General features: G+C 63.5%; 38 protein-coding genes. All 38 read right to left on the minus strand.

Features of this window, described 5'->3' with window-relative positions; genetic code table 11:
* Positions 1 to 62: 62 nt before the first annotated feature.
* A complete protein-coding gene (gene gp17 / locus ACFW0B_RS16070; RefSeq protein WP_449149800.1) occupies positions 63 to 428 on the minus strand; it encodes a tail completion protein gp17 in 366 nt (121 codons plus the stop codon).
* Positions 428 to 925 carry an HK97-gp10 family putative phage morphogenesis protein gene (locus tag ACFW0B_RS16075; RefSeq protein ID WP_449149802.1) on the minus strand — a complete coding sequence of 166 codons (498 nt, stop codon included), beginning with the start codon at positions 923 to 925 and terminating at the stop codon, positions 428 to 430. The genes gp17 and ACFW0B_RS16075 overlap by 1 nt, the downstream gene beginning before the upstream one ends.
* Entirely contained in the window at positions 918 to 1,532 is a 615-nt protein-coding gene (locus tag ACFW0B_RS16080) for a methyltransferase domain-containing protein (RefSeq protein ID WP_449149804.1), read from the minus strand. The genes ACFW0B_RS16075 and ACFW0B_RS16080 overlap by 8 nt, the downstream gene beginning before the upstream one ends.
* Complete coding sequence (locus tag ACFW0B_RS16085; protein WP_449149806.1) at positions 1,483 to 2,310, minus strand: glycosyltransferase family protein; 828 nt, start codon at positions 2,308 to 2,310, stop codon at positions 1,483 to 1,485. The genes ACFW0B_RS16080 and ACFW0B_RS16085 overlap by 50 nt, the downstream gene beginning before the upstream one ends.
* Positions 2,292 to 2,843 (minus strand): motility associated factor glycosyltransferase family protein, encoded by a 552-nt coding sequence (locus ACFW0B_RS16090; RefSeq protein WP_449149808.1) that lies wholly within the window; start codon positions 2,841 to 2,843, stop codon positions 2,292 to 2,294. The genes ACFW0B_RS16085 and ACFW0B_RS16090 overlap by 19 nt, the downstream gene beginning before the upstream one ends.
* A complete protein-coding gene (locus ACFW0B_RS16095; RefSeq protein ID WP_459251716.1) occupies positions 2,843 to 3,178 on the minus strand; it encodes a phage head closure protein in 336 nt (111 codons plus the stop codon). The genes ACFW0B_RS16090 and ACFW0B_RS16095 overlap by 1 nt, the downstream gene beginning before the upstream one ends.
* Positions 3,179 to 3,180: 2 nt before the next feature.
* Positions 3,181 to 3,822 carry a hypothetical protein gene (locus tag ACFW0B_RS16100; protein ID WP_449149812.1) on the minus strand — a complete coding sequence of 214 codons (642 nt, stop codon included), beginning with the start codon at positions 3,820 to 3,822 and terminating at the stop codon, positions 3,181 to 3,183.
* Between the two features lie 8 nt (positions 3,823 to 3,830).
* A complete protein-coding gene (locus tag ACFW0B_RS16105; protein ID WP_449149814.1) occupies positions 3,831 to 4,205 on the minus strand; it encodes a head-tail connector protein in 375 nt (124 codons plus the stop codon).
* A complete protein-coding gene (locus ACFW0B_RS16110; protein WP_449149816.1) occupies positions 4,202 to 5,176 on the minus strand; it encodes a hypothetical protein in 975 nt (324 codons plus the stop codon). Before ACFW0B_RS16110 ends, ACFW0B_RS16105 begins: the two co-directional genes overlap by 4 nt.
* The gene (locus ACFW0B_RS16115; RefSeq protein ID WP_449149818.1) at positions 5,173 to 6,558 is read right to left on the minus strand and encodes a phage portal protein; all 1,386 of its coding nucleotides are present in this window, start codon (positions 6,556 to 6,558) and stop codon (positions 5,173 to 5,175) included. The genes ACFW0B_RS16110 and ACFW0B_RS16115 overlap by 4 nt, the downstream gene beginning before the upstream one ends.
* A gap of 3 nt (positions 6,559 to 6,561) precedes the next feature.
* Positions 6,562 to 6,876, minus strand: a complete 315-nt coding sequence (locus tag ACFW0B_RS16120) for an E3 binding domain-containing protein (protein WP_449149820.1) — start codon at positions 6,874 to 6,876, stop codon at positions 6,562 to 6,564.
* Between the two features lie 44 nt (positions 6,877 to 6,920).
* On the minus strand, positions 6,921 to 8,903 hold the full coding sequence (locus tag ACFW0B_RS16125) for a phage major capsid protein (protein ID WP_449149822.1): 1,983 nt from the start codon (positions 8,901 to 8,903) through the stop codon (positions 6,921 to 6,923).
* A 58-nt stretch (positions 8,904 to 8,961) separates the two neighbouring features.
* A complete protein-coding gene (locus ACFW0B_RS16130) occupies positions 8,962 to 10,479 on the minus strand; it encodes a terminase large subunit (RefSeq protein WP_449149824.1) in 1,518 nt (505 codons plus the stop codon).
* A complete protein-coding gene (locus ACFW0B_RS16135; RefSeq protein ID WP_449149826.1) occupies positions 10,458 to 10,892 on the minus strand; it encodes a hypothetical protein in 435 nt (144 codons plus the stop codon). Before ACFW0B_RS16135 ends, ACFW0B_RS16130 begins: the two co-directional genes overlap by 22 nt.
* Positions 10,893 to 10,985: 93 nt before the next feature.
* The gene (locus tag ACFW0B_RS16140) at positions 10,986 to 11,585 is read right to left on the minus strand and encodes an HNH endonuclease (protein ID WP_449149828.1); all 600 of its coding nucleotides are present in this window, start codon (positions 11,583 to 11,585) and stop codon (positions 10,986 to 10,988) included.
* Positions 11,586 to 11,651: 66 nt separating this feature from the next.
* Positions 11,652 to 11,987, minus strand: a complete 336-nt coding sequence (locus ACFW0B_RS16145) for an HNH endonuclease (protein WP_449149830.1) — start codon at positions 11,985 to 11,987, stop codon at positions 11,652 to 11,654.
* Positions 11,987 to 12,292, minus strand: a complete 306-nt coding sequence (locus ACFW0B_RS16150) for a hypothetical protein (protein WP_449149832.1) — start codon at positions 12,290 to 12,292, stop codon at positions 11,987 to 11,989. Before ACFW0B_RS16150 ends, ACFW0B_RS16145 begins: the two co-directional genes overlap by 1 nt.
* A gap of 60 nt (positions 12,293 to 12,352) precedes the next feature.
* Entirely contained in the window at positions 12,353 to 12,727 is a 375-nt protein-coding gene (locus ACFW0B_RS16155) for a hypothetical protein (protein WP_449149834.1), read from the minus strand.
* 28 nt (positions 12,728 to 12,755) lie between these two features.
* Entirely contained in the window at positions 12,756 to 13,013 is a 258-nt protein-coding gene (locus tag ACFW0B_RS16160) for a hypothetical protein (RefSeq protein ID WP_449149836.1), read from the minus strand.
* Positions 13,006 to 13,179, minus strand: a complete 174-nt coding sequence (locus ACFW0B_RS16165; RefSeq protein WP_449149838.1) for a hypothetical protein — start codon at positions 13,177 to 13,179, stop codon at positions 13,006 to 13,008. Before ACFW0B_RS16165 ends, ACFW0B_RS16160 begins: the two co-directional genes overlap by 8 nt.
* Positions 13,166 to 13,672 carry a lysis system i-spanin subunit Rz gene (locus ACFW0B_RS16170; protein ID WP_449149840.1) on the minus strand — a complete coding sequence of 169 codons (507 nt, stop codon included), beginning with the start codon at positions 13,670 to 13,672 and terminating at the stop codon, positions 13,166 to 13,168. The genes ACFW0B_RS16165 and ACFW0B_RS16170 overlap by 14 nt, the downstream gene beginning before the upstream one ends.
* The gene (locus tag ACFW0B_RS16175) at positions 13,606 to 14,022 is read right to left on the minus strand and encodes a cell wall hydrolase (protein WP_449149842.1); all 417 of its coding nucleotides are present in this window, start codon (positions 14,020 to 14,022) and stop codon (positions 13,606 to 13,608) included. Before ACFW0B_RS16175 ends, ACFW0B_RS16170 begins: the two co-directional genes overlap by 67 nt.
* A complete protein-coding gene (locus ACFW0B_RS16180) occupies positions 14,019 to 14,186 on the minus strand; it encodes a hypothetical protein (protein ID WP_449149844.1) in 168 nt (55 codons plus the stop codon). The genes ACFW0B_RS16175 and ACFW0B_RS16180 overlap by 4 nt, the downstream gene beginning before the upstream one ends.
* A gap of 15 nt (positions 14,187 to 14,201) precedes the next feature.
* The gene (locus tag ACFW0B_RS16185; protein ID WP_449149846.1) at positions 14,202 to 14,522 is read right to left on the minus strand and encodes a phage holin, lambda family; all 321 of its coding nucleotides are present in this window, start codon (positions 14,520 to 14,522) and stop codon (positions 14,202 to 14,204) included.
* Between the two features lie 246 nt (positions 14,523 to 14,768).
* Entirely contained in the window at positions 14,769 to 15,347 is a 579-nt protein-coding gene (locus ACFW0B_RS16190) for a hypothetical protein (protein WP_449149848.1), read from the minus strand.
* A gap of 195 nt (positions 15,348 to 15,542) precedes the next feature.
* Positions 15,543 to 16,256: a metallophosphoesterase gene (locus ACFW0B_RS16195; RefSeq protein WP_449149850.1), complete on the minus strand. Its 714-nt coding sequence runs from the start codon at positions 16,254 to 16,256 to the stop codon at positions 15,543 to 15,545.
* Complete coding sequence (locus ACFW0B_RS16200) at positions 16,253 to 16,837, minus strand: recombination protein NinG (RefSeq protein ID WP_449149852.1); 585 nt, start codon at positions 16,835 to 16,837, stop codon at positions 16,253 to 16,255. Before ACFW0B_RS16200 ends, ACFW0B_RS16195 begins: the two co-directional genes overlap by 4 nt.
* The gene (locus ACFW0B_RS16205) at positions 16,834 to 17,307 is read right to left on the minus strand and encodes a hypothetical protein (protein WP_449149854.1); all 474 of its coding nucleotides are present in this window, start codon (positions 17,305 to 17,307) and stop codon (positions 16,834 to 16,836) included. Before ACFW0B_RS16205 ends, ACFW0B_RS16200 begins: the two co-directional genes overlap by 4 nt.
* Complete coding sequence (locus ACFW0B_RS16210; protein ID WP_449149856.1) at positions 17,297 to 17,977, minus strand: hypothetical protein; 681 nt, start codon at positions 17,975 to 17,977, stop codon at positions 17,297 to 17,299. The genes ACFW0B_RS16205 and ACFW0B_RS16210 overlap by 11 nt, the downstream gene beginning before the upstream one ends.
* Complete coding sequence (locus tag ACFW0B_RS16215; RefSeq protein ID WP_449149858.1) at positions 17,970 to 18,173, minus strand: hypothetical protein; 204 nt, start codon at positions 18,171 to 18,173, stop codon at positions 17,970 to 17,972. The genes ACFW0B_RS16210 and ACFW0B_RS16215 overlap by 8 nt, the downstream gene beginning before the upstream one ends.
* Positions 18,170 to 18,445, minus strand: coding sequence for a hypothetical protein (locus ACFW0B_RS16220; protein ID WP_449149860.1), 276 nt, complete (start codon positions 18,443 to 18,445; stop codon positions 18,170 to 18,172). Before ACFW0B_RS16220 ends, ACFW0B_RS16215 begins: the two co-directional genes overlap by 4 nt.
* Positions 18,442 to 18,597, minus strand: coding sequence for a hypothetical protein (locus ACFW0B_RS16225; protein WP_449149862.1), 156 nt, complete (start codon positions 18,595 to 18,597; stop codon positions 18,442 to 18,444). Before ACFW0B_RS16225 ends, ACFW0B_RS16220 begins: the two co-directional genes overlap by 4 nt.
* Complete coding sequence (locus ACFW0B_RS16230) at positions 18,594 to 18,767, minus strand: hypothetical protein (protein ID WP_449149864.1); 174 nt, start codon at positions 18,765 to 18,767, stop codon at positions 18,594 to 18,596. Before ACFW0B_RS16230 ends, ACFW0B_RS16225 begins: the two co-directional genes overlap by 4 nt.
* A complete protein-coding gene (locus tag ACFW0B_RS16235) occupies positions 18,767 to 19,276 on the minus strand; it encodes a hypothetical protein (RefSeq protein WP_449149866.1) in 510 nt (169 codons plus the stop codon). The genes ACFW0B_RS16230 and ACFW0B_RS16235 overlap by 1 nt, the downstream gene beginning before the upstream one ends.
* The gene (locus tag ACFW0B_RS16240; RefSeq protein ID WP_449149868.1) at positions 19,276 to 19,398 is read right to left on the minus strand and encodes a hypothetical protein; all 123 of its coding nucleotides are present in this window, start codon (positions 19,396 to 19,398) and stop codon (positions 19,276 to 19,278) included. The genes ACFW0B_RS16235 and ACFW0B_RS16240 overlap by 1 nt, the downstream gene beginning before the upstream one ends.
* Positions 19,395 to 19,544, minus strand: coding sequence for a hypothetical protein (locus ACFW0B_RS16245; protein WP_449149870.1), 150 nt, complete (start codon positions 19,542 to 19,544; stop codon positions 19,395 to 19,397). Before ACFW0B_RS16245 ends, ACFW0B_RS16240 begins: the two co-directional genes overlap by 4 nt.
* Positions 19,537 to 20,328 carry a hypothetical protein gene (locus tag ACFW0B_RS16250; protein ID WP_449149872.1) on the minus strand — a complete coding sequence of 264 codons (792 nt, stop codon included), beginning with the start codon at positions 20,326 to 20,328 and terminating at the stop codon, positions 19,537 to 19,539. Before ACFW0B_RS16250 ends, ACFW0B_RS16245 begins: the two co-directional genes overlap by 8 nt.
* Positions 20,312 to 21,307, minus strand: coding sequence for a phage replication protein (locus tag ACFW0B_RS16255; RefSeq protein WP_449149874.1), 996 nt, complete (start codon positions 21,305 to 21,307; stop codon positions 20,312 to 20,314). Before ACFW0B_RS16255 ends, ACFW0B_RS16250 begins: the two co-directional genes overlap by 17 nt.
* Between the last annotated feature and the right edge of the window lies 1 nt (position 21,308).

A 21,308-nucleotide genomic window follows, 5' to 3' on the forward strand; every position in this document is an offset into this window, starting at 1 on the left:
CCTGTGCGGATTTCTTGAGGCACAAAAAACCCGCACACGGCGGGTTGGGTGGGGGTTATCGGTTAACGGGATGTCCACCAGTCCACGTCGAAACTGACGCGGTAATGGGTCGTGACAGGGTCGCGTGACTCACCACCCCATCGGGTGATGTGCGCATGGGGCTCAATGGCATCGCGCAGGGCCTTCGCGGCATTGCGCGCCGCCGTGGCGGTATCGGCGTACACGTCCACCTGCAGGGCGAAGCGGTCGATATCCGGGCGCTGGTTGAGGAAGTTCTCCGGCGAGCCGCCGATGCCCTGCCAGGCCGCGTAGGGTCGGGCGACGTTCTGCGGGGCTTCACCGAACGGGTACAGGCGCACCGGGTTATTGCCCAGCGCGACCTGAACCGCCGCATCGGCGGCGCAGACCTGAAATAGTGGTGCGAACATCAGACCCCCTTGGCGGCTTTCTTCTGGGCGCGCTTGATGGCGCGGTCGATGGCCTTCTCGTATTCGGTGACGAAGGTGTTGGTGACCTCGCTGATGTGATCCGCCAGGGCCGAGCGCATGAAGGGCTGGGCCCTTGCTTTCTCGGTACCGAACTCCAACAGGCGCCAGTGCGGCGTCGGGGCGTTCTGGGTGGTATCCGCAGCTTCTCCTGCCTTCGGCAGCACGGCGCCATGAAGTACGCCGATGCGAAAGCCCAGGTCGCCGGTACGCTTGAACAGGCGCCCATTCCAACGCAATGCGATGTTGTCGGCGATGCTCCGGCCGGTAGCGGCATCATCCACCCGCAGGGCGCCCTGTTTGGCGCTCTGCGCGACGACCTGGGCCGCCTTGCGCAGCGCCGACCGGCCACCCTTGCGCTTCACGTCGTAGCTGATCGACTCCAGTTTCCCCAGCAGGCTGTCCAGTCCGGTGATGGAGAACTCGACGGCATCAGTCATGGCGGCGGAACGCGAACGAGGTGATGCCTTCCCGACCCAGGTCGGATTCGGCGTGGTTGATCTCCATCACCTCGAAACCTTGGCGGGCCATCCAGGCGATGAAGCCGTCGAGGGACCAGTACCACAGGTGCTCGCCCGGTTTGTAGTGCTTGCTGGCCAAGCAATCGTCCTGGTCCTTGTAGATCGGCATGGAGACGAAGACCCACTGCCGCGCCCGGGCGATCAGTTTCTCCGGCTCGGCGATGTGTTCCAGCGAATCCCAACAGGTAATGGCCGGCACGGATTGCTGATATGGGTCGAGGTAGCGGCGTTGCTGTTTCAGCCAGTCCACCGCCTCGGGGTTCACATCGAAACCCTGACAGCCGGACTCGGTGACGAAACGCCCGCCACCGATGCCGATATCGACGATCAGCCCGCGGAAGTGCTTACCGACCAGCTCCATCCGGGCGAGGGTCAGCGCCGCCCCCATCGGGGTCGCGTCCAGCTGCTGGTACTTCTCGAAGTACGCCCCGCTGTAGTCCATCGGCGGTCGCGGGTGATAGCCCATGCCAAGCTCCTCAGACCAGAGCAGGCAGTCGGTCAGCCCATGCGGCAAAGCGTGCGTCATGATCGGCGATCCTTTTGTCACAGGTGTGCTGCTTCAGGGTGCAGCGGCAGAAGTTGTCCGGTACCGCGAAGCTGATGCGGGACAGGTCCATGCAGGCATCGGTGATGTGTTCGGGCGAGTTGAAGCCGCCCTGCCCGCCACAGATGATCCAGGCCGGCACCTGGGCGGCGATGGCAGCCGGGACGATCCAGCCGATGCCGCCGATCACCGCATCGGCGTGTTGCAGCAGGGCCAGCAGTTGCTCGACGGGAAGCTCACCCTGGTGGAACCGAACGTCGGCCGGCGGCAGCGGGTCGAGCGCCCATTCCTTGCCGTGCTCCAGGTCGGCCACCGACACGACCTTGTAGCCGCGGCGACGCATCTCGGCGGCGGCCTGGGCGATGTACTCAGGGAGCGGGTTGCGCGTGTCGGCGCGCCATTCCGTGCGAACCGTGGCCGGGCGGACCAGCACATAGCGGCCCTCGACCGGCGACGGGCCGAAGTCCGGCAGATCGAACGCGGCGGGCTCGCAGCGAAACGCCTTGCGCAGGCCCTGGATGATCGGGTCGCGGCCGTAGGCGATGCGCAGTTGCGGGCCTCCGGCCGGCGCATGCCAGGCGTGGGCCCGTTGGATGTTCTTGGCCTGGGTACGCAGCTGGGTATCCGGCCTTACGCACTTCACGTCGAGGTCGCGGTACAACTGTGGCCAGCAGGTTTCCAGATAGGCGCCTGGATAGCGCTTCACGAAAGCACGGGCGTAGATGTTGTCGCCCAATCCCATCATTCCACGAATGAACAAAGAGCATCCTCCAGGCTCATGCGCGGGAAGCAGGTCAGTTCCGTCTGCCGTGAGCAGTTGATGACCTCGGCGCCATGTCGCGCCAGCCGGCCGAACTGGTTCAGCCACTCGACGCAACGCCGGGCGTCCGGGTTCTTGGTCTTGGCGTGAGCGCCGTGCCAGTGGGTGCCCTGACGCACGGAGCAGTCGAACCCCAGCAGAATTACCCGCGAGGCCCCGAAGCTGATCGCCAACTCGATGGCGCGATAGCCGCTGTTCAGCACCGACTGGCCTTTGCCATTGGCGTGGATGCCGTACTGCTGCGCCACATTCGGGTTGTGCGTCCAGCGCTCGGCCGGAATATCGATCTCGGCGCCGTAGGCTTCCCACCAGCAAGCATCGCCCGCATACAAGATCTCGGCGAAACGGGCCAGCTTCCAACTGGAATTGACGGCGATGGTGGGAAGCCCCGCCAACTCCACCGCCCGGCAGTCATCAGGCGTGAGCGAAGGCCCCGAGGCGATCACCGCGACGGTTTTGCCGGACCAGTCCATCAGCCTTGATTGACGCCAGCACTCACCGGGATGGTGAGGTATTCCAGGCCGCTCGATTTGTCCGGCAGCAGTCCGGCGATGTTGTAGATCGCGCCCTTGTGGACGATGCGCATGGAGGCGTCCAGGCCCTCGCGATAGCGCAAGGTGATCCGAGCGACGACCTGCGATTGCACCGCCTGGGCGGCGATGAACTCGCGGGCACTCAACGGCTCGATGGAGGCCGGAACCGCCATCCAGACGTTGGCCCAGCCAGGCACCATCTCACCGGTCACGGGATCTTGCATATCGGCGCGCTGCTGGATGTCGATGCGATGGCGAAGGCGACCGGCGGGCAGGCTCATACGCGCTCTTCCCAGATCAGCGAATACACATACTGCGCGGCGTCGTTCACCGTCAGACCGCCGGTCAGGGTGGACAGGCGGCCGAAGTAGGTGCCCGCCGGCAGCCCGCGCTCGGTGAAACCGCCGCCGACGTTGTTCGCCGTGTTGTTGGCGGACGAAGTGCGCACCTTGAGCGTGTCCACGCGAGTGCCACCGGAGAAGTTGCCACCGGTCTCAATGGTCACTTGCGGCGCGTAGAACGGCGTCGGCCGCTCATTCATGCGGTTCACGCCGATCACTGGAACAGCCGACCAGGTGCCCGACGGCGTGGCGCCGATGAACACCTCCAGTTGCAGCGCGCCCTGGGTCAGGTCGAGGTTTTGCGACCAGAGAATGAAATCCACCGGCGAGGTGAAGCGGAATTGCACGGCAGGTCCGGCGACCGGGATTACGCCATCGACGAAGGCGCGGAACATGCGTCCAGCGAAGAAGCCAGTCTGGCCAGGGTCGACGCGCAACCTGCGCGAGGGGCCGTCGCCGCCATCGGTGAGCAGGTCAAACGGCGGATGAGCGATCACGCGGTCAGCATGGGAAGTGTCGCCCATGTCGGTTTCCAGGCGCTTGGGTCCGCCGAAAATCTTCCTGAAAAAGTCGGCCATGATGGCTCCTATGCCAGCGCGGGATCACGAAGGGGATACAGCAGCGCCGTGGCCGGCTTGGGCAGATAGCCCTGAGTGAACGCTTCGTCAGGATTCTCGTCGCGATCCTTGTACAGGTGGCCGACCATCAGCAGGACGGCGGATTGCACGACTGCCGCGATCACCTTGTCGCCATTGCTGTCGCGGACGTATTCCGGGTCGCCATTGCTGTCGAGGATCGGATCATCGTTGCTGTCGCGCTCAACCTCATAGGGAGACGCCGACTTCAGGTAGTTCTTTACGGCGCCGGACGCAGCCTGAATGTATGCGGTGATCAGCGCATCATCGGCGTCATGATCCATATTCAGGTGCGCTTTGGCGCGCTCCAGGGTGACGTACATCATTTGATGCTGACTCCCTTGCTCGGATCATGCCGGGAAGCGTTGTCGCGCAGGTCTTTCCCGTCGCGGCCGCGCTTAACGGCTAGCCTCCAATCTGCCGAGGCCCCGGGCACGCCTTCCGGCGCATCCTTCTGGGCGATCCAGTAGCAGCCGCCGTAGGTGGTGCCGTCGCCCTGCTCATAGGACTTCTCGGCGCTGAACACGCCGCGGTCGATGATCGCCGGAACCTTCACCGACTTCTCGACCAGGGTATCTCCTGCCTGCAGCTTCACGGTGAGGGTGCGGCCATCCTCGCCCAGCACCAGGTCGAACGACTCCACTGGAAGCGCATCGCGGCCGTCTTTCGGAACTGGCATGCGGTCAGCTGCCTTGTCGAAGGTATCGCGCGCCTGGCGCTCCCAGGACAAGGTGAGGTCGGAGAAGCGGCGCTCGAAGGTGGCGGCCACCTCATCGACGGTCGGCACGGCCGGAAGCTGGATACCTTTCACCAGCTCCCCCAGGTGGGCGCGCAAAGCGTCCATATCGGCATCTTTGCCCGGCTCAGGCTGGGGCAGCGCCTTGACGGCAGACTCCACCAGCTCAGCCAGCAGCGGGCGCACATCTTCAGCGGTCACGGACTGGCCGTCCTTCGCCGGCGGAACATCGGCTACGGCCTTGGCCACTTCCTCACGGATCAGCGGAGCCACATCTTCCACGGTCACGCTTTGCCCATCCGCCGGCGCCGGCATGGCCTTCACCAGTTCGGCCAGGTGCTCCTTGAGCGCGTCCATGTCGGCATCCTGGGGAGCCGGCACCATGTCGGCGGCAGCCTTGGCCAGAGCGGCCAGGTCAATCCCGGCGGCGACCTCAGCGGCGGACGGGATGACCTGGGCCCCCAAGGCCTTTTCCAACTGCTCGATGCGCGCGAGCAAGGGAGCGGTGGCTTCGCGGACGATGGCGCCCATCGCCTTGCCGAACTCTACTGGGTCGATCATTGAATGGCCTCAGTGCGTGCGGCTTGGATAGCCTTTAGGAAAAACAGCTCGGTCATGGCCTTCTGGGCTTGCTCGGAGGCGGCTATTTCTTCGGTGTCCGGCTCAGGCTCTCGTACCGGCTCAGGCGCAGGCGCCTGGCTCGGCAACACGTTGTTGCGCACCTGGTCGAGCGGGAAGTCTTGCTGCTGCATGTAGACGGTATCGCCACCGGCGAGCGGAGGCAGGTTGAACTCCAGCCGCGCGTCGTTGATGGTTTCGATGCTGCCGTCGATGAGGGTGCGGTGGTACTCGGCTTTCTTGCCAGCATCCATCCGCATCAGCACGCTCTCGTCCATGTCCACCTTGTAGGGCGTTGCATTCAGGCCCTCGGTGATCAGGGTTTCCATGGCCTGGATGTGCGACTGCAGGGCGTCGTCGTAGTACAGCTGGTTGATCGCATCCACGCCGAGCCCAGACGGGATGGTGCCGAGCCCCACCTTGAACGGCGGGATGCCGAACGGCTGGCAAATCTGCTCGTCGGAGTAGCGCAGCTGCTCGACCATCTGCGAATCCACGGACTTCGAAGCCAGGGAAACAAACTGCAGGCCATCGCCGACCACGGCGACCTTGCCGGCGTTGGATCCGGTGAAGTTCTCGTTCCAGTAGGTCTTGAGGCGGTCTGCCGTGCCGTCGCTGATCGCCCCGGGCGCAGACAGGATGCCGGACGGCTGAGCATTGTTGGCGAAGAACTCCGCCGACGACTTGAGGATGCGCATGTTCTTCAGCGCAGGCCAGTGGGCGGCGGCGATCGGCGGAAGACCGATCAGCGGGTGAAACGGGCAGATGCAGCGGTCGTGGATGATCTCCGACGCCGGCACGATCAACTGGCCGTCCAGATCCGGCAGCAGGTTCAGGTTGTCGGTGTAGAGCTGGTAGAACACCTCGCCGGAATCGGACACCAGCGGCATTACCCGGCAGGGGTCGAGGATGTACAGGCCGACCACAACATTGCGGCTGTCGCGCTCCTTCAGGGCGTAGGTGTTGCCCTGGCTCAACTTCGACAGCGCCCAGTATTCGCGGAACTGCTGGGCGGTCTGGTAGTGGTTCGGCTTGCGCAGCACCGGGGAATAGGCGGGATTCTCCACCTCGGCCCAGATGCCCTTGGAATCTTTCGCCTTCAGGGCAAACGGCAGCTTGCCGATGTCCGTGGCGATACGGGACACGCAGGCGTAGAGCGTCGGGTACTGCAACAGCGAATCCAGGCGCTCTTCCTGATTGCGCTGCCAGGCGCCCGAAAACGACTCGCGAACGATCGGCCACCAGCCGCGGTAGGCCGGCACCTGCGACAGCGATTTCTCTTCGCTGGCAGTTCGAAAGCCAAGCAGGCGCTTGAGCAGTCCCATTGGTTACTCCCGGGGTTGCTTTTGGGCAGTGATGAAGGCTTCGACATCGGGCTTGGTGATAGCGCCATCGTTACCGGTGCCAGTCACTTTGCTCAGGTCAACACCGGCAGATTCCGCCAGCGCCTTGGCCGCTTTCGAGGCCTTGACTTCAACCGGTACCGGCTCGCCGTCGGGCTTCTGCGGAATCTGGTCGATAGGCTGTTGCTGCTCGCCCTGATCCGGCCAGGTGGCGCGCTTCATCTTCACCAGAATCTGGGCGTACCGCTCCGACATGGTTTTGACCTTGCCGGTTTTCACGTCGATCACTTGAACGGACATAGACCCTCCAGGGAGTCAGGGGCGCCGAAGCGCCCCGTGCTCACTTACGCGCCCCAGTTGACGCCGGTCAGGTAGGCCACGGCCGAAGTGCGGCGGCGCGCCCAGTTGATGGTGCGCTCGGCACGGAAGCCGACCAGGTTGCGCTGCCACAGCGAAACCAGGACGGTGCTGGCAGTGGTGGGGTTGTCCGGGGCGTTGTCCATCTGCAGGGAGGCCTCGGTGGACATCGACAGGTCGATGCCGCCTTCGTCGCCCAGGTAGATGTCGCTGGCATTCACCAGGGCCACCAGCGAGCCGGCCGAGGCGGTCGGCACGTATTCCGACACGATCACCGGCAGCCCCATCAGGGTGCCGCCGTTCATGGTCACGGTCGGGAATTCCGGCTGGCCCAGGGCGTTCTGCATCAGGCCCAGCGCCAGCGCCTGAGTGGCGGTCATGATGAACACGCCGGAAGTCGGCGCGTTGTTGTCGGCGATGAAGGCGCTGAACAGCGCTTTCAGATCGGTACGCACGGCGTCGGCGTCGGTGCCGCTGGACGGGATGCCGGACACGCCGTTGAGGATCGAGGCCGGCGACACGCCAGCGACGGCCGCCTTGGCCGGATCGATGAAGTCGATGTCCAGGCGCTCGCGCAGGGCGGCGGCCAGCTGGTCGCGGATGATGCCATCGGCAGCCGGGCTGGAGTCACGGATGACCTCCATGGTGGCCACGGCGATGTTGGCGACCTTCAGCGGCTCCAGGGTGGTGCGGTTGAAGTCGAACTTGGTCAGCGGCTTGGCCTGACCTTCGCCGACCCAGTAGCCGTCACCGCCAGAGGTCTGGCCGATCAGCGGAGTGCGGAACGGGACATTGCGCAGGCTGGGGATGCCGTTGCTGCCGAAGCGGCCGAGGATGGTCTGCGGACGCAGGTAGGACACGAAGTCCGCGAAAGCGCTGGTCTCGTCACCGACCAGCGGGCCAGCCCAGGTGGAGTCGGAGGTGGTGGCGGCGGCGACAGCGGCCTTGGTCACCAGGCGCTGGGTGGCGCTGATGATCGCGTCTTGGCCGTCGTACAGGGCCTTCGCGATGCCGATGGCATCACGGTGCTCCAGGTGACCGAGGGCCAGGCACTTGGCGGCACGGGCGAAGGCGATGCCAGGCTCCAGCTTCTGGGTGTTCTTGGCGCGGACCTGCAGACCATCCTTCATGTCGAGGGTCTTGATGCGCTGATCCTTCTCTTCCACGACCGATTTGGCGGAGGCGGCCTGGGCCTTTTGCATCTGCTTCAGTCGGCCGATGTGCTTGTCGATGGCGGCGATTTCGGCTTCGAGAGTGTCGAAGGCCTCGGATTGCTCGGCATCCAGGGTCACGCCCTCTTCGGCAGCCTTGGTCATGATGGCTTCCATGTCGGCAGCCTTGGTCACTCGGGTCGCCTCGAATTCGGCGATCTGCTCAGCGATGGTTTTCATGTCGTTGCCCTCCTCGGGCTTCGGAGACTTGATGGACTTGGTACGGGTTGCCGAAGCGCCGGCAGGGGTAACGCGAACGACCGGGACAGCCTTGCGGCCCAACGCGGCCAGCTGTTTTCGGTCGAAGGACTTGATGCTGCTGATGGTCGCGTCCACGTTGCACGGGATGGTGACCAGGGAAAGCTCGAAGACTTCGGACTGGAGGAAGCGGATACCGCCGTCATCCATCCAGGAATACTCGATGGGCCGGAAGCCGATGGAGACGCCACGGACCAGGCCAGCCTTCAGCGATTGCCAGGCTTCGTCGATGCGTTCCTTGAGCTTGCCTTCCTCTTGCACGTCGGCCAGTTGGGCGGTGAAGGTGATGCCCTTCGCAGTGGGCTTGTCGAAAGTGACGGTGCCGACTGGCTTGTCGTGATCGTGCTGCCAGAGCAGCGGGAGCGGGTTTTTGTACTCGACGCCCAGCGGCTCGATGATGTCGCCGACCCGATCAGGGTTCGGAGTGGTGGCCACGCCAGTGATCACGCGCTGGCCATCGTCGAGCGCCTTGACCGTCAGGACGCTGTAGGCTCGATTCATTGCGGGCTCTCCAGAAACGAGAAAACCCGCTCTAGGCGGGCTCCTTGGTGTCGGGCGATCAGCCCAGTACGAACATCTGATAGGTGCGCTCTGGCTCAACTTCGTTGGCCGCTGCGCCGCTTACTGCCATCGCCAGCGCCACCATGCCGTCAATGCGACCAGTAGCCTTGGCCTTGGTGAATTTCCGGTTTCCCGCCGGGTCGCTGACGGTGATCGCGTTCGCCGCGCACATGGTCAGCACCGGGTGATTGCCGTGGCGCAGTTTCTTCGCCAGCAAGCGTGACTCCAGCTCACGGAGCGCCGGAGACATGCTGACGAAGCCCTGGCCGAACTCCTTGAACCGCCCGATCTCTTCTTCGGTAAATCCGACCCGCTCCAGCCAAGGCTTCAGAAAGCGCATGTTGTAACGGTCGAAGTTGATGCACTGCACGTCGCAGCGGTCGAAAACCGTGCGCAGGTACTCGGCGACAAATTCGTATTCGATGGACCGGCCCGGCGTGGTTTCGAGGAAGCCATCCCGCGCCCATATGTCGTAGGGAACCCGGTCATTTCGCGCTTTCTCTGCCAGGCCATCCCCAGGAAGCCAGAACGTCGGCTCAACATCGCCATCCTCGCCCACCAGGACAAGGCCGGTCAGATCGTTCACGCTGGAGAGGTCGAGGCCGCCGTATACCCGTTTCCCATCGAGGGAATCTGGCTTCTCGCCGTTTTCTTGCCAGACCGACCGACTCACAAACGGCGTTCTCGCCTCGACCCGCTGATTCAAGATCAGGTTGCGGTAGGCCGGCTCCCGACTCGGAAGGCGCTTGGCATCCGCCGCCTGGCGGAATACCTCTTCCTTGTTCATGAAGTCATCGAAGTGCGGGTTCGCCGCCCTGATGGCTTCCTCGCTGAACGGGTCCAGGTCCAGCGGCGCGGTGCAAATCTCGACTTTGTTGCGCGGGTCGGCGCCGGACAACGCGTCGTCAATCAACAAGCTGAGCAGGTCCGCATCGGTCGGCGCCTGCGTGCTGATGATGATCGAGAGCGGGCTTTCCTGGGCGGCTGAGGCGGTTTCCAGGGCCTCATACAACTGCGACCGTGGGCCGACCACCTGGCCCAGTTCGTCGTGAATCACCAAGGCCGGGCTCAGGCCAAACTTGGTTGCCGCGTCCGCGCTGAGCGCCTTGTAGAAGGTGCCCAGCTCACCACAGAGCAATTCCTTGGCGGTATCTCGGACGTTAACGTACTGCGACAGGTCGGGGCTCATCCGAACCACCTTGGCCGCCAGTTCGAACAGGATTGCTGCCTGGTCGCGGGACTGTGCCGCACTGTACAGCTGGGAGTTGGGGCGGGCTTCCGGGCCGCACAGGTGCAGGAGAAGCAGGAATGCCGACAGGGCCGTCTTGGCATTCTTCCTCGCCATCGACAGGATGAACATCCGCGTCGGCGAGTCGTAGATGCGCTTGATCCACTTCTTCTGGTGCTTGGTCAGCTTGACCGGCTTTCCAACCAGACGACCTTCAGGGATACAGCAGTGATGCTCGATCCACTGAATGTTTCGCTCGCCGCGGGTTAGTCGCTTTCGACCTGCCAAGGTTTCTTACCTTTCGATTTCTCGCTGGCTGTGTTGCCGCTTTTCGCGTTATAGAGGCTCTGCTGAGTCAGGCGCATCGAGCGGAGTAAAGCATTCATCGCCCGCGTTTCCCGCTCCAGCATCGCGCCGAGCTTGTCGAATCGCTTCAGTCCTTCGTCATCAACCAGCCACGCCGGGTCGAACTGCTCAAGCTGCTGAGCAATCAGGTCAGCCTGAACCTTGTGGCGGCAGTATTGCGACAGCATCCCAGCGTGCTCATCGCCAAACCAATCTGCCGGTCGAGCGTTAACCACTGCGACCCACTCCGCCTTTTGCGCAGCAGTCAATGAAGCGGGCGGCGCTTGACGGCGATCTATGCCGACAGGCGCAGCAACGGCCAGAGACGCGACCGATTTCTTTCCGCGCTCTGCCATGGGGACACCAAAATTGTTGCGGTTAATGAAGAAAGACTTTCGGGCGCGGTCAGATGGCGAATGTATTGGCCAAACCTGACCACCCCCCTGGCGCTAGGCCGCGAACCCCAGGCCGAGTTGGCCGAACGACTTGGCGCCCTTGGCCCTGTTGCAGGCGCTACAGGCGCATGCGACGTTGCCCCAGGTGTGCGTGCCGCCATCCGCCAGAGCGACGATGTGTTCAAGCTCAGGCGCCCTCGGATGAAGCGTGCCGCGCTTGCTCTTCAGAGTCTTTACGCCGCACAGGTGGCATACCCACCCGTCGCGTTCGAACACCTTCAGCGGTTCGATTCGCTCTACGGCGGATGCTCGCTTGAGCGCCCTTCGCTTGGCATCTCGTGCTCTGCGCGATTCCTGCATGGCCGGGTACTGCTTCACTCTCTTCCGCTTAGCGGCATCGCGGCACTTGGCAGAGCAATGCTTGATGATCGACTGAGTGGCGATGAAAGCACAGTTGCAGTGCGCGCACTCTCGCTCGATGCGAACAGGCTGATGGCCTCGCTTGGCATAAGCCTTCTTGGCATACACGCTGCGGGCGCATTTGACTGAGCAGAGCCTGTGCTTTGTCTTGCCCACAGAGCCATCCAGATTGCGGCGCGGCTCGTATGCCGCTCCACAGCCTTCACATATGAAGGTAGACTTCTCGCTATCCATCCTGATCCTCCTACGATCATGGGTGGTAGAAGCCCTGCCGGATGCCAGTCCAGCAGGGCTTCGTCGTTATTGTAACCAGTGGTGGTTGGGATCTACAGGCGCACCCGTCACGTCGCAACCAGGTAACGCGCCGGATTTCTCCAGCTGTTGCTTGATCGAGCCATGGCACTTGGCGCATAGCGACTGCCAATTACATCTATCCCAGAACAGTGCCTGATCGCCTCGGTGCGGAACCTTGTGGTCTACGACTGTCGCCGCAGTCACTCGTCCTTGGCTCTGGCAGTAGCAGCACAACGGATGGCGCTGGAGGAACGTTGCTCTAGCCTTCTGCCACCTGCTGCCATAACCACGCTCGGCAGTGGTCTTACCCTCACGCCACTTCTGGTCAGAACCCTGAATCATCACCGCACCTTCGACCCATCCAGGTAGCGCGCAGGCTGGGCGTCGGGGTCCTGCCCTTCCTCGGCCAGCGCCTCAACCAGTGCAGCCAGCAGGCTATTGGTCTTCTGCTGCTCTACCACTATGGATTCCAGGAGCGGGCGCAGGTCAGCATGAACGCCGACCTCCAGCCCATCAGTCAGCACTAGGGGCTCGCACCCCATCGCTTGAGCCAAGGGAGTGATGGCTTCGACCATCCTGTCCTTGGCTTCCATCGTGATCGCTCTCGAAGTGCTGAGTACCAGCAATGACTCCACGCGCTCGCTCATATGCAATCCTCGACCATTTCTTCAACCAGGCTCGGCGCTTGGCGCAGCCTGAGCAAGCCATCAGGCGTACCGTGGACCCGCACGGCGTGCAAGCGCGCCGGCGATCTGGCTCGCCTCACGCGCGTCCAGCACACCAGGAAGGCCGATGCTGATTTGGTCACCCAGGATCTTCGCCTTGGCCTTGGCGGCCATCTCGTTGATCTCGGCCTTGGCCTGTTCGACCAACTGATCGACGCGCTTCATATGGCCAATGCTCGGCTCACCCATGACGATTCCGCCGGGCAACATGACAAAGCGCATGCTGACGGTATTGAGACTGTCGGTTTCTTCCTTGAGCTCCAGCATCTGCAGGCCGGGAACGGCCACGCCATGCTCATCAGCAAGCACCAGGCAGTCGCCGAATTGGCCTTTACGCTGAACCAGGTGAAGCGTCATCAGTAATCCTCCCAGCCATCCAGGCGTGTCATTGCGGCTCGGGGTACAGCGCCGCCTCGATGATCACCGACTTGCCCATCTCGAGCAGGCCGACCACCGACAGCGGCTCAGCCTTCTGGCCGAGGGCGAAGGTTTCGATCTCGCCATCCTTGCAGCGCAGGATCACGGTGCCTACTTCAATGGCGGTCACTTCGCCCGTCTCGATCAGGCGAATAAGTTCCTTCAGTGCGCAGACGGGGTCCTGATAGTCGCCTTGGCGCAGCGGTACCACCTTGAGGTCAGTCATGGTCGATCATCTCACACCTCACGCCACGCATGGCGAAGGCAATGACCTTGTCTTCATCCAGGTCAAGGCGCAGCGCCCAGTTCAAGAAGCCCGCGCAATGGACAAACGGAATCACCCACCAGGCCACCTTGGTCTGGAACGTGACGGTCAATTCACCGATTGGCATGGCACACCTCACGAATGTAGCTCTGCAACCCCTTCACCTTGGCTTCGAGTCGCTGGATGCCGGCGCGGAGATCTGCAACACGCTGTCCATCAGCGGGATCAAGCTCGGCTCGGCCTGCATCAGGGCGGCCGGAGGGGACGGGATTCGACACTGGGCACTTGGCGTTGACGTACACGCGGTACTTGCCAGTGCGAATGCCATCAGCAAGGCGGTCGTGCTCAGCCTGGACATGGGTCAGGGCCTCTTGGTATTGGCGGTCTACCCCGTCACGGGCCTGGATAGCGCGGTCGAACTGGTCGGCCTGGGCCTGGAGCTGGGCGACCTTGGCTTGGGTGTCGTCCAGGCGCTCTCCCCGGCTATCTGCCAGCCACCACAGACCGAGCACAGCGAGCAGCAGGACACCGCAGGCGATGGCGAGGATGCGGGTCACGGCACATCCTTGAAGAACCGGTGATTGCCGATGGTGACGGTGGGCTTGGCGCCCTTCACCCATGGCGGCGGGGTCTTCATGCTCTTGGCGTAGTAATGGGTGGCGCCGGCAGTGGGATCGGGCTCATGGCCTTCCACGGCCGCGACCGCCGCTTCCCGGGCACGCATGTACTCGCCGCTCGGGATCGGCTTGCCGCCGCGCAGGTACACGGCATTCGGGTCATTGGCGTTCCAGCAGCTGAACTGCCAGGGCTTCTGGCACACGCCGATGATGCTGCGGCCCCACCAGCCGGGATTCTTGACCCGGTTCAGGATCACATGGGCGACGGCGATCATGCCGCCCATCCCCTCGCCACGGGCTTCTGCCCAGCAGGTCCTGGCCAGAATGTCGATCTCGGCGTCAGTCGCTTTCATGTCAAATACCAGTAGATCAGGCTGCCGACGATGCCGACCACGAAGCAGAAGAACCCCGTGCCCCAGCGGAGGTAGGCGACGATCGCGTCATCGGTCGTGAAGGACAACCGCCAGAACATGAAGCCCAGCAGGAACAGAGCCAGCAGCAGCGCATGCACCACCATGACGAATCCCTCGCGTCAGACCTGATCCACTTTGCGGCCGATCAGCCGGTCGGCGTAATCGCGCAGTTTTTCCACACCCATGAAGCCGACCGCGCCACCGGCAAAGGTGGCCATCGAGTCGGGCAGGCCGAAGTAGGCCAGCAGCGGCACCAGGGTCAGCGTGGCCAGACCGCAGAGGGCGCCTTCCAGGGCCATCTGGCGCCAGCCGCCACGCCCGTAGATCACCCGCACCACCGCAATCGCAACAGACAGGCCGAAGGCGTACAGCTGCGGATGGTGCGAGGCCATCCACGCAATAAATGCCGCCCACAGGCTGGGGTCCTGATCCATCTTCATGGCTCCGGTTCCTGGCCGTCAGGCCGCTCGGTTGAATAGGGTGCCGCCTTCCCGCCGGGGAGGGGTGACAGGTCAGCGGCATGAACAAGGCCCGCGCGATTTGAGCGTGCCCGATGGGCATAGGCTTGGCGGGGATTGGCAGAGCGCCAGAAACAAAAAGCCCCGGCGTTTCGGCCAGGGCTTCTTGATGTTCAGTTGCGCAATTTCCGCAGAATGAGGAAATTCTGTTGCACGGTTGCACCAATGTCAAGCAGCCACATCAAGCAACACACCCTCAATGCGCAATATTTCCTCAGAACACGCTACCGCCTCCTTCACCATCTCATCGAGGCAGCCCTCGATCCCACTGCGCCACCGCCAGTAGGTGGAGCGGTTGAGCCCCTGGTCATCCCAGGACGTCATGTCGTAGAAGTGGGCGGGCAGGATGATCATGTCGGTGGAGCGCTTGCCTTCCGCACCCTTGAGCGGCGGGATGGCCCAGGCAGTGACCGCTTTGGCCACGAACAGCTGCGGCGCATGGGAGGCAATCAGCGGGGCCAGCTTGCCGATGGCCTCCACCTTCCGACCCTTGTGGGTGCTGTAGCGGGCAACCAATGCCGCCCAGTGGCGGGGCTTGAGCTGGCTGTGCAGCCGGGCGAATACCCAGCAGTCCGCGTCGGTGCGGCTGATGGCGTCCTTCTGCGCCGAACGGAACAGCGTGGCCAGATCCAGTCCGTCCTGATAGCCCGGCCGGTAGAGCTTCTGCCAGGCCTGCTTGCTGGTGTTATCGATAGCCTCGGCCGAAAGTGCCGAGACGATTGCCGCGAGTGCGCTGGTGTAGATCATTCCCTTTCCCCCTTGATCAACCCGTATTCCCTCAAGATCGCCATGTTCCAGGCGACGTACTCAGCCAACGTCAAACCGCTGCCTCCGTCCGCGTTGCCCCACAACGACGGCAGGTGCAGGTCTGCAAGCGCTCACCCAGGCTGTGCCAGGTGTACGCGCCGCCCCAGACGCAACCGAAGAACAGGCATTTCCAGTTCATGCGACCTCCCATTCCAGCTTCGCCGGCATCGGCGGGATGGCTTCCAGGGTGTGCAGGTTCAGCAGGGTGAAGTAGCCACCCCGCTCCTCCGGCAGCCAGCCGCCGGTGTCGATATGGATGACGTTGCCGAGCACGGCCGGGCGCCGAACAGGGGTATGCCCAACCACCACGGCACTGATGCCGCTGACCCCAGATGAATCGCTGTTCGTGACACGCCTGCGTGACCATTGGCACATGGCAGCCACATGCTCGGCTTCCATCCCGCCGCCATCGAACGCCGACTTCAGGTCCGCCCAATCCGCGCACGGCACGTCGGCATGAACCAGGCCAATCAGTCCATTCGGAACTTCAACCTCGATAAGCAGGGGCAGCTGGCCGAGCTGAGCAACGATGTCGGCGCGCTCGAAATGCGAGAGGCCATAGAACCAGGCGCCGCCATTCACGAAGTGCAGGTCGGCATTGGCGGTGATAACCATGTCCTCATGGTTGCCACGGATGGCGAAGAACCAGGACTTGGCCAGCCACTCCAGCACCTGCTCACTTTCCGGGCCTCGGTCCACCAGGTCGCCGACCGAGAACAGCCGATCCACGACCGGATCGAATCCGGCGGCATCCAGAGCAGCTTGCAGGCGAGTGAAGTGCCCATGGATATCGCCCACCGCAAAGTCGCGGCCGGCAGTGTTGATCCCGAAACGCTTGATCACGCTCATGCAACCTCCCCCTTCTTCAGCTCCCGCACCAGGGCCCTGTACTTGGCCTTGATCGCTTTCAATTCGTCGATGGTGAATCGCTTCGGATCGTGCGGCCCCTCCAGCCACTCCACCCTCTCCAGCCCAATCTTCTGGATCAGGTTGATCCGGTAATGCGTCAGGTTCCCCGAAAGGTGGGTATTGCAGGGCTGGCACTGCTTCCAGATGTTGCATTCCTCGAAGCGCAGGGCCGGATTAGACCCGGCCGGCCGATAGTGCCCCGCATGGTATTGGCCGTCATGGTGGCGCTGGCAGCTGATGCAAGGCTGATCCTTGTCGCGCAGGCGGATGTAGGCGTTCACCGCCTGCTGGGCTTCACGCAGGTAGTCGCGGCGGCTCTTCAGCTTCTCCTTGCGCGCCTTGAGCTCCCGGCGTTCGCGCTGGGCGATGGCCTTGCGGGCGCGCTCGGCGTGGACATCCTTGGTGGCCAGGGCGCAAGCCGGGCTGCAGACTCGCTGGCCCAGGCGCTGCGGGACGAACTTGTTCCCGCAGGCGGCGTTCTGGCACTTCTTCGGGCGGGGTTGGCGGACGGCGAGAGTCATGCCGCCTCCTCGCTCAGCAGGTCAGCGAACACCACGCCCTTGGCAGAGAACTCGTCGACGATGCGGTTGGTGAACTCGATGCCCTGCTTCCGATTGAACAGGCGGGTGACAGGGAGGCCTTCAGGTCCGGCAACGGGGTGCGCCCCCATCAGGGCCAGCTTGTCTTCGTAGGTCCAGTGCAGGAACAAGCGATTCCAGGTGTCGCGGAAGTCGGGGCTGTCGCGCAGCAGGATCCGCACCCCGATGTGCAGCTTGCAGTAGCTGCGGGCGTCCTCGACATCACCGACCTGGGTCATCTCGGCAATCCGCTGGTACAGGGCGAACCACAGAGCGTTCTGGTCCAGGGTGCGATCCTTGCCCGGGCGCAGGGAGACCACCACGTACTTGTGCTCGCGGAACATGGCGGTGAGCTTGGTGACGGCCTCGGAGAGCCGGGTGGCGCCGTTGACGGCGATGCGGTCAGATTTCATCGCCCTGCCCTCCCTTGTTCAACTGTTCACGCAGGCGCGCGTACAGCGGCGAGACAGTTGGCTTCGGCAGCTCCTCTTCCACTAAGGCCAGGGCAATGCACAGCCCCTGGATCAGTCCGCTTTCTGGCGTGCCCATGGCATCCGGCGACGGCAAGGTGGCGCCGGCCGTCTGGAGTCGGTCGCGCACACGCTGGAGCGCCGCCAACCGCTCGCCGCACAGAGCATTCAGGTTCGCCCAGCGCTCCTCGGCGTTCCGGCCATGGATGAGATCCACCAGCGCCAAACGTTCCTCGGCTGCCTTTAGGCGTTCATTGAGCTCGTCGAGCTTGGCCTCCTGCCGTTTCAGACGCTCCGCGCTGGCCAGCAGCACGACCAGGAACTCGTTGTCTTCGCCATCGTCGGCGCCCTCGGCGAAGGCCTGGGCGTTGTCGACCAGTTGCTTGACCAGGTCGGCAGCCAGCCAATCCTGGGGCAGCTCGCGCAGCCGCTCGTTCTCCGCGATCAGCCCGGCGACGTGATGTTCGAACAGCTGGGCCATGCGCCGGCGCAGCGCCTCGCGCTCATCCGGGGTCATGCCGGAGTAGCCGAAGGCGTCGTGGCGCTTGTCCAGGCCGAAGTCATGCCGCCAGGTCAGGCACATGGAGTTGATGATCTGGTCCTTGTCAGCCATGGCGACCACTCCCCTTCTTCAGGCAAGCAAGCGGCAGGATCGACATTCCGAAAGCGATGCAGACCAGCAGCAGGAATGGCCAGTCGCACGGCCGCAGTTCCTGCTGATCAAACTCGATGTGCTCAGCAAGGGCGCCAAGGAAGGCGATGACGCCCGCCACGCCCCAAGCGATCACGAATGCCAAGAGCAGGCTCATACGGTCACCTCCCGCTTCCGCCAGGAGCGCTCGGCGGCCTCGCCACGGAGCGGCATCAGGTAGCGCAGGGACCAGAGCCAGAGGGAGCCGTCGCGCAGCTCGATGAAGGCCGCCGGCTCGGCGCTGCAGCTGGTGAAGGTGCGGCCGCGAAAGGCGACCGGGCCGATGGCGCAGATGATGTCATGCACCTGGGCGGACTGGCCGAGCAGCTCGAAGCTGCCCTTGGCGCCGATGATCAGGGCGAGGTCGCCGGGGTTGAGTTGCTGGCTCATCGTTTCGCCCCCTCGGCCCGGTGCATGGAGCCATCCGGCCAGACCAGGCGGTAGTCGTTGCCGCGCACCAGGCAGACCTTTTCGCCTTCGTAGTTGACGCGGAAGCCGTCGCGCTGGAGTTGGCAGACGGTGACGCGCTGGTGGATGGTCATTGCTGAGCCCTCACGCAGGAGGTCTTGACCAGGGTCAGCGTGCCTTCGATGTCCGCCTTGACCTTCGCGGCGGCCTGTTGGCATTGCGCCTCGGTTTCCATCGGCACGGAAGTCATGACTGCACTGTCGCTGTTCACATAGAGGACGATGAGGAAGTAGGCAGAGAGCATCACTCACCCTCCCCCTGCAGATTCTTCAGCAGCGCCTTGAGCTGGCGGTACTGCTCCATCGACTTGGCGCTGGATTCGCGTTCCTGCTCGACCGCCAGGGCCACGTCTTCCACTCGGGCAGCAAGGCGTTTCAGGTGGCCGGCCATGCCGACAATCTCGGTCGCCAGTTCGCCCAGCATCTCCAGCGGCGAGACGGCGCGCTTCGGCTCCGGGGTGACTTCGATCTTCTGCGCGGGCTCTGCCATCTTCGACTCCTGGGTTTTCGGCTTGGCTTCAACGGCGATGCGCTGGAACTGATCGCGGCCGGTCTTCTTGATCAGTCCGGAGTCCACCAGCGTGGTGAGGCAGCCGGAAACGATGCGGGAATCCGGCGTGCTGCCGGTCAGGTTGCGCAAGGCGGTCATCACCTGGAACGAGGTCCACGGCTCGGCGATGGGCACGCACTCATAGACCTTCCTGGCGATACCGGTCTGGCCCTGCATGAGGATTTCTTGCTTGGATGGCGTCATCACTCCACCTCCGCGTTAAACCAGATGCCGCGCGCAAACTCTTCGGCCTCAGCCTTGGTGCAGGCCTCGCCAACCATGTAGAAGGACTTCCAGGGAAGAATGACCAACCAGCAGGACTTCATGGCCGAGCCTCCTTGCGATAGCGCTCCTGGCGGATCCGGCTGCAGCGCTTGTGGCTACCATGGCCACGGTTCTTGTGGCAGATGTCGCAGGTGCTCACGAGCTCTAGTCCTTCTTCGCTGAGCTTTCCGCCGTTAGGCTTACTCATGGGCTGCCTCCTCCTTCCGTTGAAGTTCGGCCACCTGAGCGACCACGGCGGCCTGGTGTTGGCGGCGGGCGCGCAGCTCACGGCGGCGATCCCAGCGGCGCTGAATTTCCTTGCGGCGGCGACGCTCCTTAAGTTCGTCCTTGATCGCGCGCAGCTTCTGCCGGACTTCCGGATCCGGCGCGCCCACGGCTCCGGTAAGCAGGCCGGCGATGGCCTGGCCGTTGCCGGTCGGGCTCTCCTGAGTGTGCTCAAGTAGCAGGCGATCCGCCTCAGGAGCCGGCAGGCGCTTCAGGTCGCGGGCCTGCTCGATGGCGCGGGCGCGCAGCTGCGGGTCGAAGCCGATGGAGACTTCCCACTTCGCAGGCTTGGCATCGCGGCGCGCGTCGGCCACCAGGCGGTCATAGGCATTCAGGAAGGCCATGCGGGCGCCAACCTTGTCGCGGGCATCCAGCAGCGGGCGAGCAACCTGCAGGGCGGCCAGGATTTCCCCGGTCAGCACCACGGTGTCGCGCTCGTCGCCAGCCTGCAGGGCGATGGACCAGGCCTCGTCGCGCCCCGGGCGGCCGTCCTCGGCGTGGATGCGGTCAAGGATCTCGCCCAGGGTGAACCTGCCCTTGCACTCGCGGCGGCACGCCTTCAGGGCCCCGGCAATCATGTCCTGGCTGTATTCGGCGAGATCGGCGGCCATCACCGCCGCTGCGTTGGCGCTCAGGGTCTGGCCCAGAGTTTCCGCAGTTGCGCAGAGCGCCATGGCGAGCTGGTCGATCTCATCTGAGGAAAGCATTCTGGATTCCCCCGTTCTTCAGGATCTGGGCGGCCTCTTGGGCGGCGTTGAGGTTGGCTTGGGTGTCCTCGATCTGGCGGGCCGTGCGGGAGTTCATCTGGCGACCAGTGAACCACTGCGTCCGGTAGCTCTCGGCGCCCTGCAGGAGGTTGCCCAGGCTGTGGCTGGCGTTGATCAGCTTGGAGTCGTTGATCCGGAGGTAAAACGCGGCGACCTTCGGGGCCTCGTCGGCGCCAAGGCGGTCGACCAGCTGAGTGATCTGGCCGGCAACCTTGGCGTTCCACACCGGCCAAGCCGAGTAGCGGATGCGGTAGGCCATGGCGTAGTTCGCCCAGGTCTTGTAGGTCTTGCAGGTGGGGTCTTTCGGCCCCGGCATGTCGGCGGGGATCTCGCAGCGGGGTTCGTTGCCGGAATTGTCGACGATCAGCGCCAGCTCGCTGCCCTTGGCCGGCTCTGCCGGACGTGGGCTGCAATCCTGACTGGTGTCCTGACTGGTACCCTGATTACTGGTTTCCTGATTTGTCGGAAATTTTTCCGACCCATCTCGGAAATTTTTCCGACCACCCTCGGATTTTTTTCCGACCTGGGTCGGATTTTTTTCCGAGGTAGATCGGATTTTTTTCCGACCCTCTGCGGTCTTATTGGTCGGATATTTTTCCGACCCATCCAGCTTGCGATTCCACGCCCTTCCCTTCTTGGTCAGGCGCACCAGGGTGATGCTGTTGGTGCTCGACAATTCGATCACGCCGGCACCGGCCAGGGTCTTCAGCAGCCGGTAGATGGTGTCCGGCTTGTCGGTGAGCAACGGCAACTCCTCCATCACCTTGGCCTTGCTCAGGGCGTAGAAGTCACCATCCTTGGTCTCGACTGGCTTGGCCCAACTCGGGCACTCGTAGACGAACGCGAACAGCAATGCCTGCTGTGCGTTCAGGCCCCATTCCAGGGCCTTGACCTGATTGATGGTGACGGTGAACTGCATG

The sequence above is a fragment of the Metapseudomonas phytobenefica genome (assembly GCF_043392685.1).
In the GTDB taxonomy this organism is placed as follows: domain Bacteria; phylum Pseudomonadota; class Gammaproteobacteria; order Pseudomonadales; family Pseudomonadaceae; genus Metapseudomonas.

Coding starts and splice junctions, on each gene's coding strand:
- ACFW0B_RS16205 (WP_449149854.1), bottom strand. CDS start 17,307: ATGAAATCTGACCGCATCGCCGTCAACGGCGCCACCCGGCTCTCCGAG.
- ACFW0B_RS16250 (WP_449149872.1), bottom strand. CDS start 20,328: ATGCTTTCCTCAGATGAGATCGACCAGCTCGCCATGGCGCTCTGCGCA.
- ACFW0B_RS16155 (WP_449149834.1), bottom strand. CDS start 12,727: ATGACGCTTCACCTGGTTCAGCGTAAAGGCCAATTCGGCGACTGCCTG.
- ACFW0B_RS16180 (WP_449149844.1), bottom strand. CDS start 14,186: ATGGTGGTGCATGCGCTGCTGCTGGCTCTGTTCCTGCTGGGCTTCATG.
- ACFW0B_RS16185 (WP_449149846.1), bottom strand. CDS start 14,522: ATGAAGATGGATCAGGACCCCAGCCTGTGGGCGGCATTTATTGCGTGG.
- ACFW0B_RS16230 (WP_449149864.1), bottom strand. CDS start 18,767: ATGCTCTCTGCCTACTTCCTCATCGTCCTCTATGTGAACAGCGACAGT.
- ACFW0B_RS16175 (WP_449149842.1), bottom strand. CDS start 14,022: ATGAAAGCGACTGACGCCGAGATCGACATTCTGGCCAGGACCTGCTGG.
- ACFW0B_RS16225 (WP_449149862.1), bottom strand. CDS start 18,597: ATGACCATCCACCAGCGCGTCACCGTCTGCCAACTCCAGCGCGACGGC.
- ACFW0B_RS16220 (WP_449149860.1), bottom strand. CDS start 18,445: ATGAGCCAGCAACTCAACCCCGGCGACCTCGCCCTGATCATCGGCGCC.
- ACFW0B_RS16090 (WP_449149808.1), bottom strand. CDS start 2,843: ATGGACTGGTCCGGCAAAACCGTCGCGGTGATCGCCTCGGGGCCTTCG.
- ACFW0B_RS16245 (WP_449149870.1), bottom strand. CDS start 19,544: ATGAGTAAGCCTAACGGCGGAAAGCTCAGCGAAGAAGGACTAGAGCTC.
- ACFW0B_RS16160 (WP_449149836.1), bottom strand. CDS start 13,013: ATGACTGACCTCAAGGTGGTACCGCTGCGCCAAGGCGACTATCAGGAC.
- ACFW0B_RS16190 (WP_449149848.1), bottom strand. CDS start 15,347: ATGATCTACACCAGCGCACTCGCGGCAATCGTCTCGGCACTTTCGGCC.
- ACFW0B_RS16110 (WP_449149816.1), bottom strand. CDS start 5,176: ATGATCGACCCAGTAGAGTTCGGCAAGGCGATGGGCGCCATCGTCCGC.
- ACFW0B_RS16240 (WP_449149868.1), bottom strand. CDS start 19,398: ATGAAGTCCTGCTGGTTGGTCATTCTTCCCTGGAAGTCCTTCTACATG.
- ACFW0B_RS16235 (WP_449149866.1), bottom strand. CDS start 19,276: ATGACGCCATCCAAGCAAGAAATCCTCATGCAGGGCCAGACCGGTATC.
- ACFW0B_RS16215 (WP_449149858.1), bottom strand. CDS start 18,173: ATGAGCCTGCTCTTGGCATTCGTGATCGCTTGGGGCGTGGCGGGCGTC.
- gp17 (WP_449149800.1), bottom strand. CDS start 428: ATGTTCGCACCACTATTTCAGGTCTGCGCCGCCGATGCGGCGGTTCAG.
- ACFW0B_RS16115 (WP_449149818.1), bottom strand. CDS start 6,558: ATGGGACTGCTCAAGCGCCTGCTTGGCTTTCGAACTGCCAGCGAAGAG.
- ACFW0B_RS16210 (WP_449149856.1), bottom strand. CDS start 17,977: ATGGCTGACAAGGACCAGATCATCAACTCCATGTGCCTGACCTGGCGG.
- ACFW0B_RS16165 (WP_449149838.1), bottom strand. CDS start 13,179: ATGCCAATCGGTGAATTGACCGTCACGTTCCAGACCAAGGTGGCCTGG.
- ACFW0B_RS16080 (WP_449149804.1), bottom strand. CDS start 1,532: ATGACGCACGCTTTGCCGCATGGGCTGACCGACTGCCTGCTCTGGTCT.
- ACFW0B_RS16195 (WP_449149850.1), bottom strand. CDS start 16,256: ATGAGCGTGATCAAGCGTTTCGGGATCAACACTGCCGGCCGCGACTTT.
- ACFW0B_RS16255 (WP_449149874.1), bottom strand. CDS start 21,307: ATGCAGTTCACCGTCACCATCAATCAGGTCAAGGCCCTGGAATGGGGC.
- ACFW0B_RS16200 (WP_449149852.1), bottom strand. CDS start 16,837: ATGACTCTCGCCGTCCGCCAACCCCGCCCGAAGAAGTGCCAGAACGCC.
- ACFW0B_RS16150 (WP_449149832.1), bottom strand. CDS start 12,292: ATGAGCGAGCGCGTGGAGTCATTGCTGGTACTCAGCACTTCGAGAGCG.
- ACFW0B_RS16140 (WP_449149828.1), bottom strand. CDS start 11,585: ATGGATAGCGAGAAGTCTACCTTCATATGTGAAGGCTGTGGAGCGGCA.
- ACFW0B_RS16145 (WP_449149830.1), bottom strand. CDS start 11,987: ATGATTCAGGGTTCTGACCAGAAGTGGCGTGAGGGTAAGACCACTGCC.
- ACFW0B_RS16100 (WP_449149812.1), bottom strand. CDS start 3,822: ATGGCCGACTTTTTCAGGAAGATTTTCGGCGGACCCAAGCGCCTGGAA.
- ACFW0B_RS16135 (WP_449149826.1), bottom strand. CDS start 10,892: ATGGCAGAGCGCGGAAAGAAATCGGTCGCGTCTCTGGCCGTTGCTGCG.
- ACFW0B_RS16120 (WP_449149820.1), bottom strand. CDS start 6,876: ATGTCCGTTCAAGTGATCGACGTGAAAACCGGCAAGGTCAAAACCATG.
- ACFW0B_RS16170 (WP_449149840.1), bottom strand. CDS start 13,672: ATGGGTGAAGGGCGCCAAGCCCACCGTCACCATCGGCAATCACCGGTT.
- ACFW0B_RS16105 (WP_449149814.1), bottom strand. CDS start 4,205: ATGATGTACGTCACCCTGGAGCGCGCCAAAGCGCACCTGAATATGGAT.
- ACFW0B_RS16075 (WP_449149802.1), bottom strand. CDS start 925: ATGACTGATGCCGTCGAGTTCTCCATCACCGGACTGGACAGCCTGCTG.
- ACFW0B_RS16125 (WP_449149822.1), bottom strand. CDS start 8,903: ATGAATCGAGCCTACAGCGTCCTGACGGTCAAGGCGCTCGACGATGGC.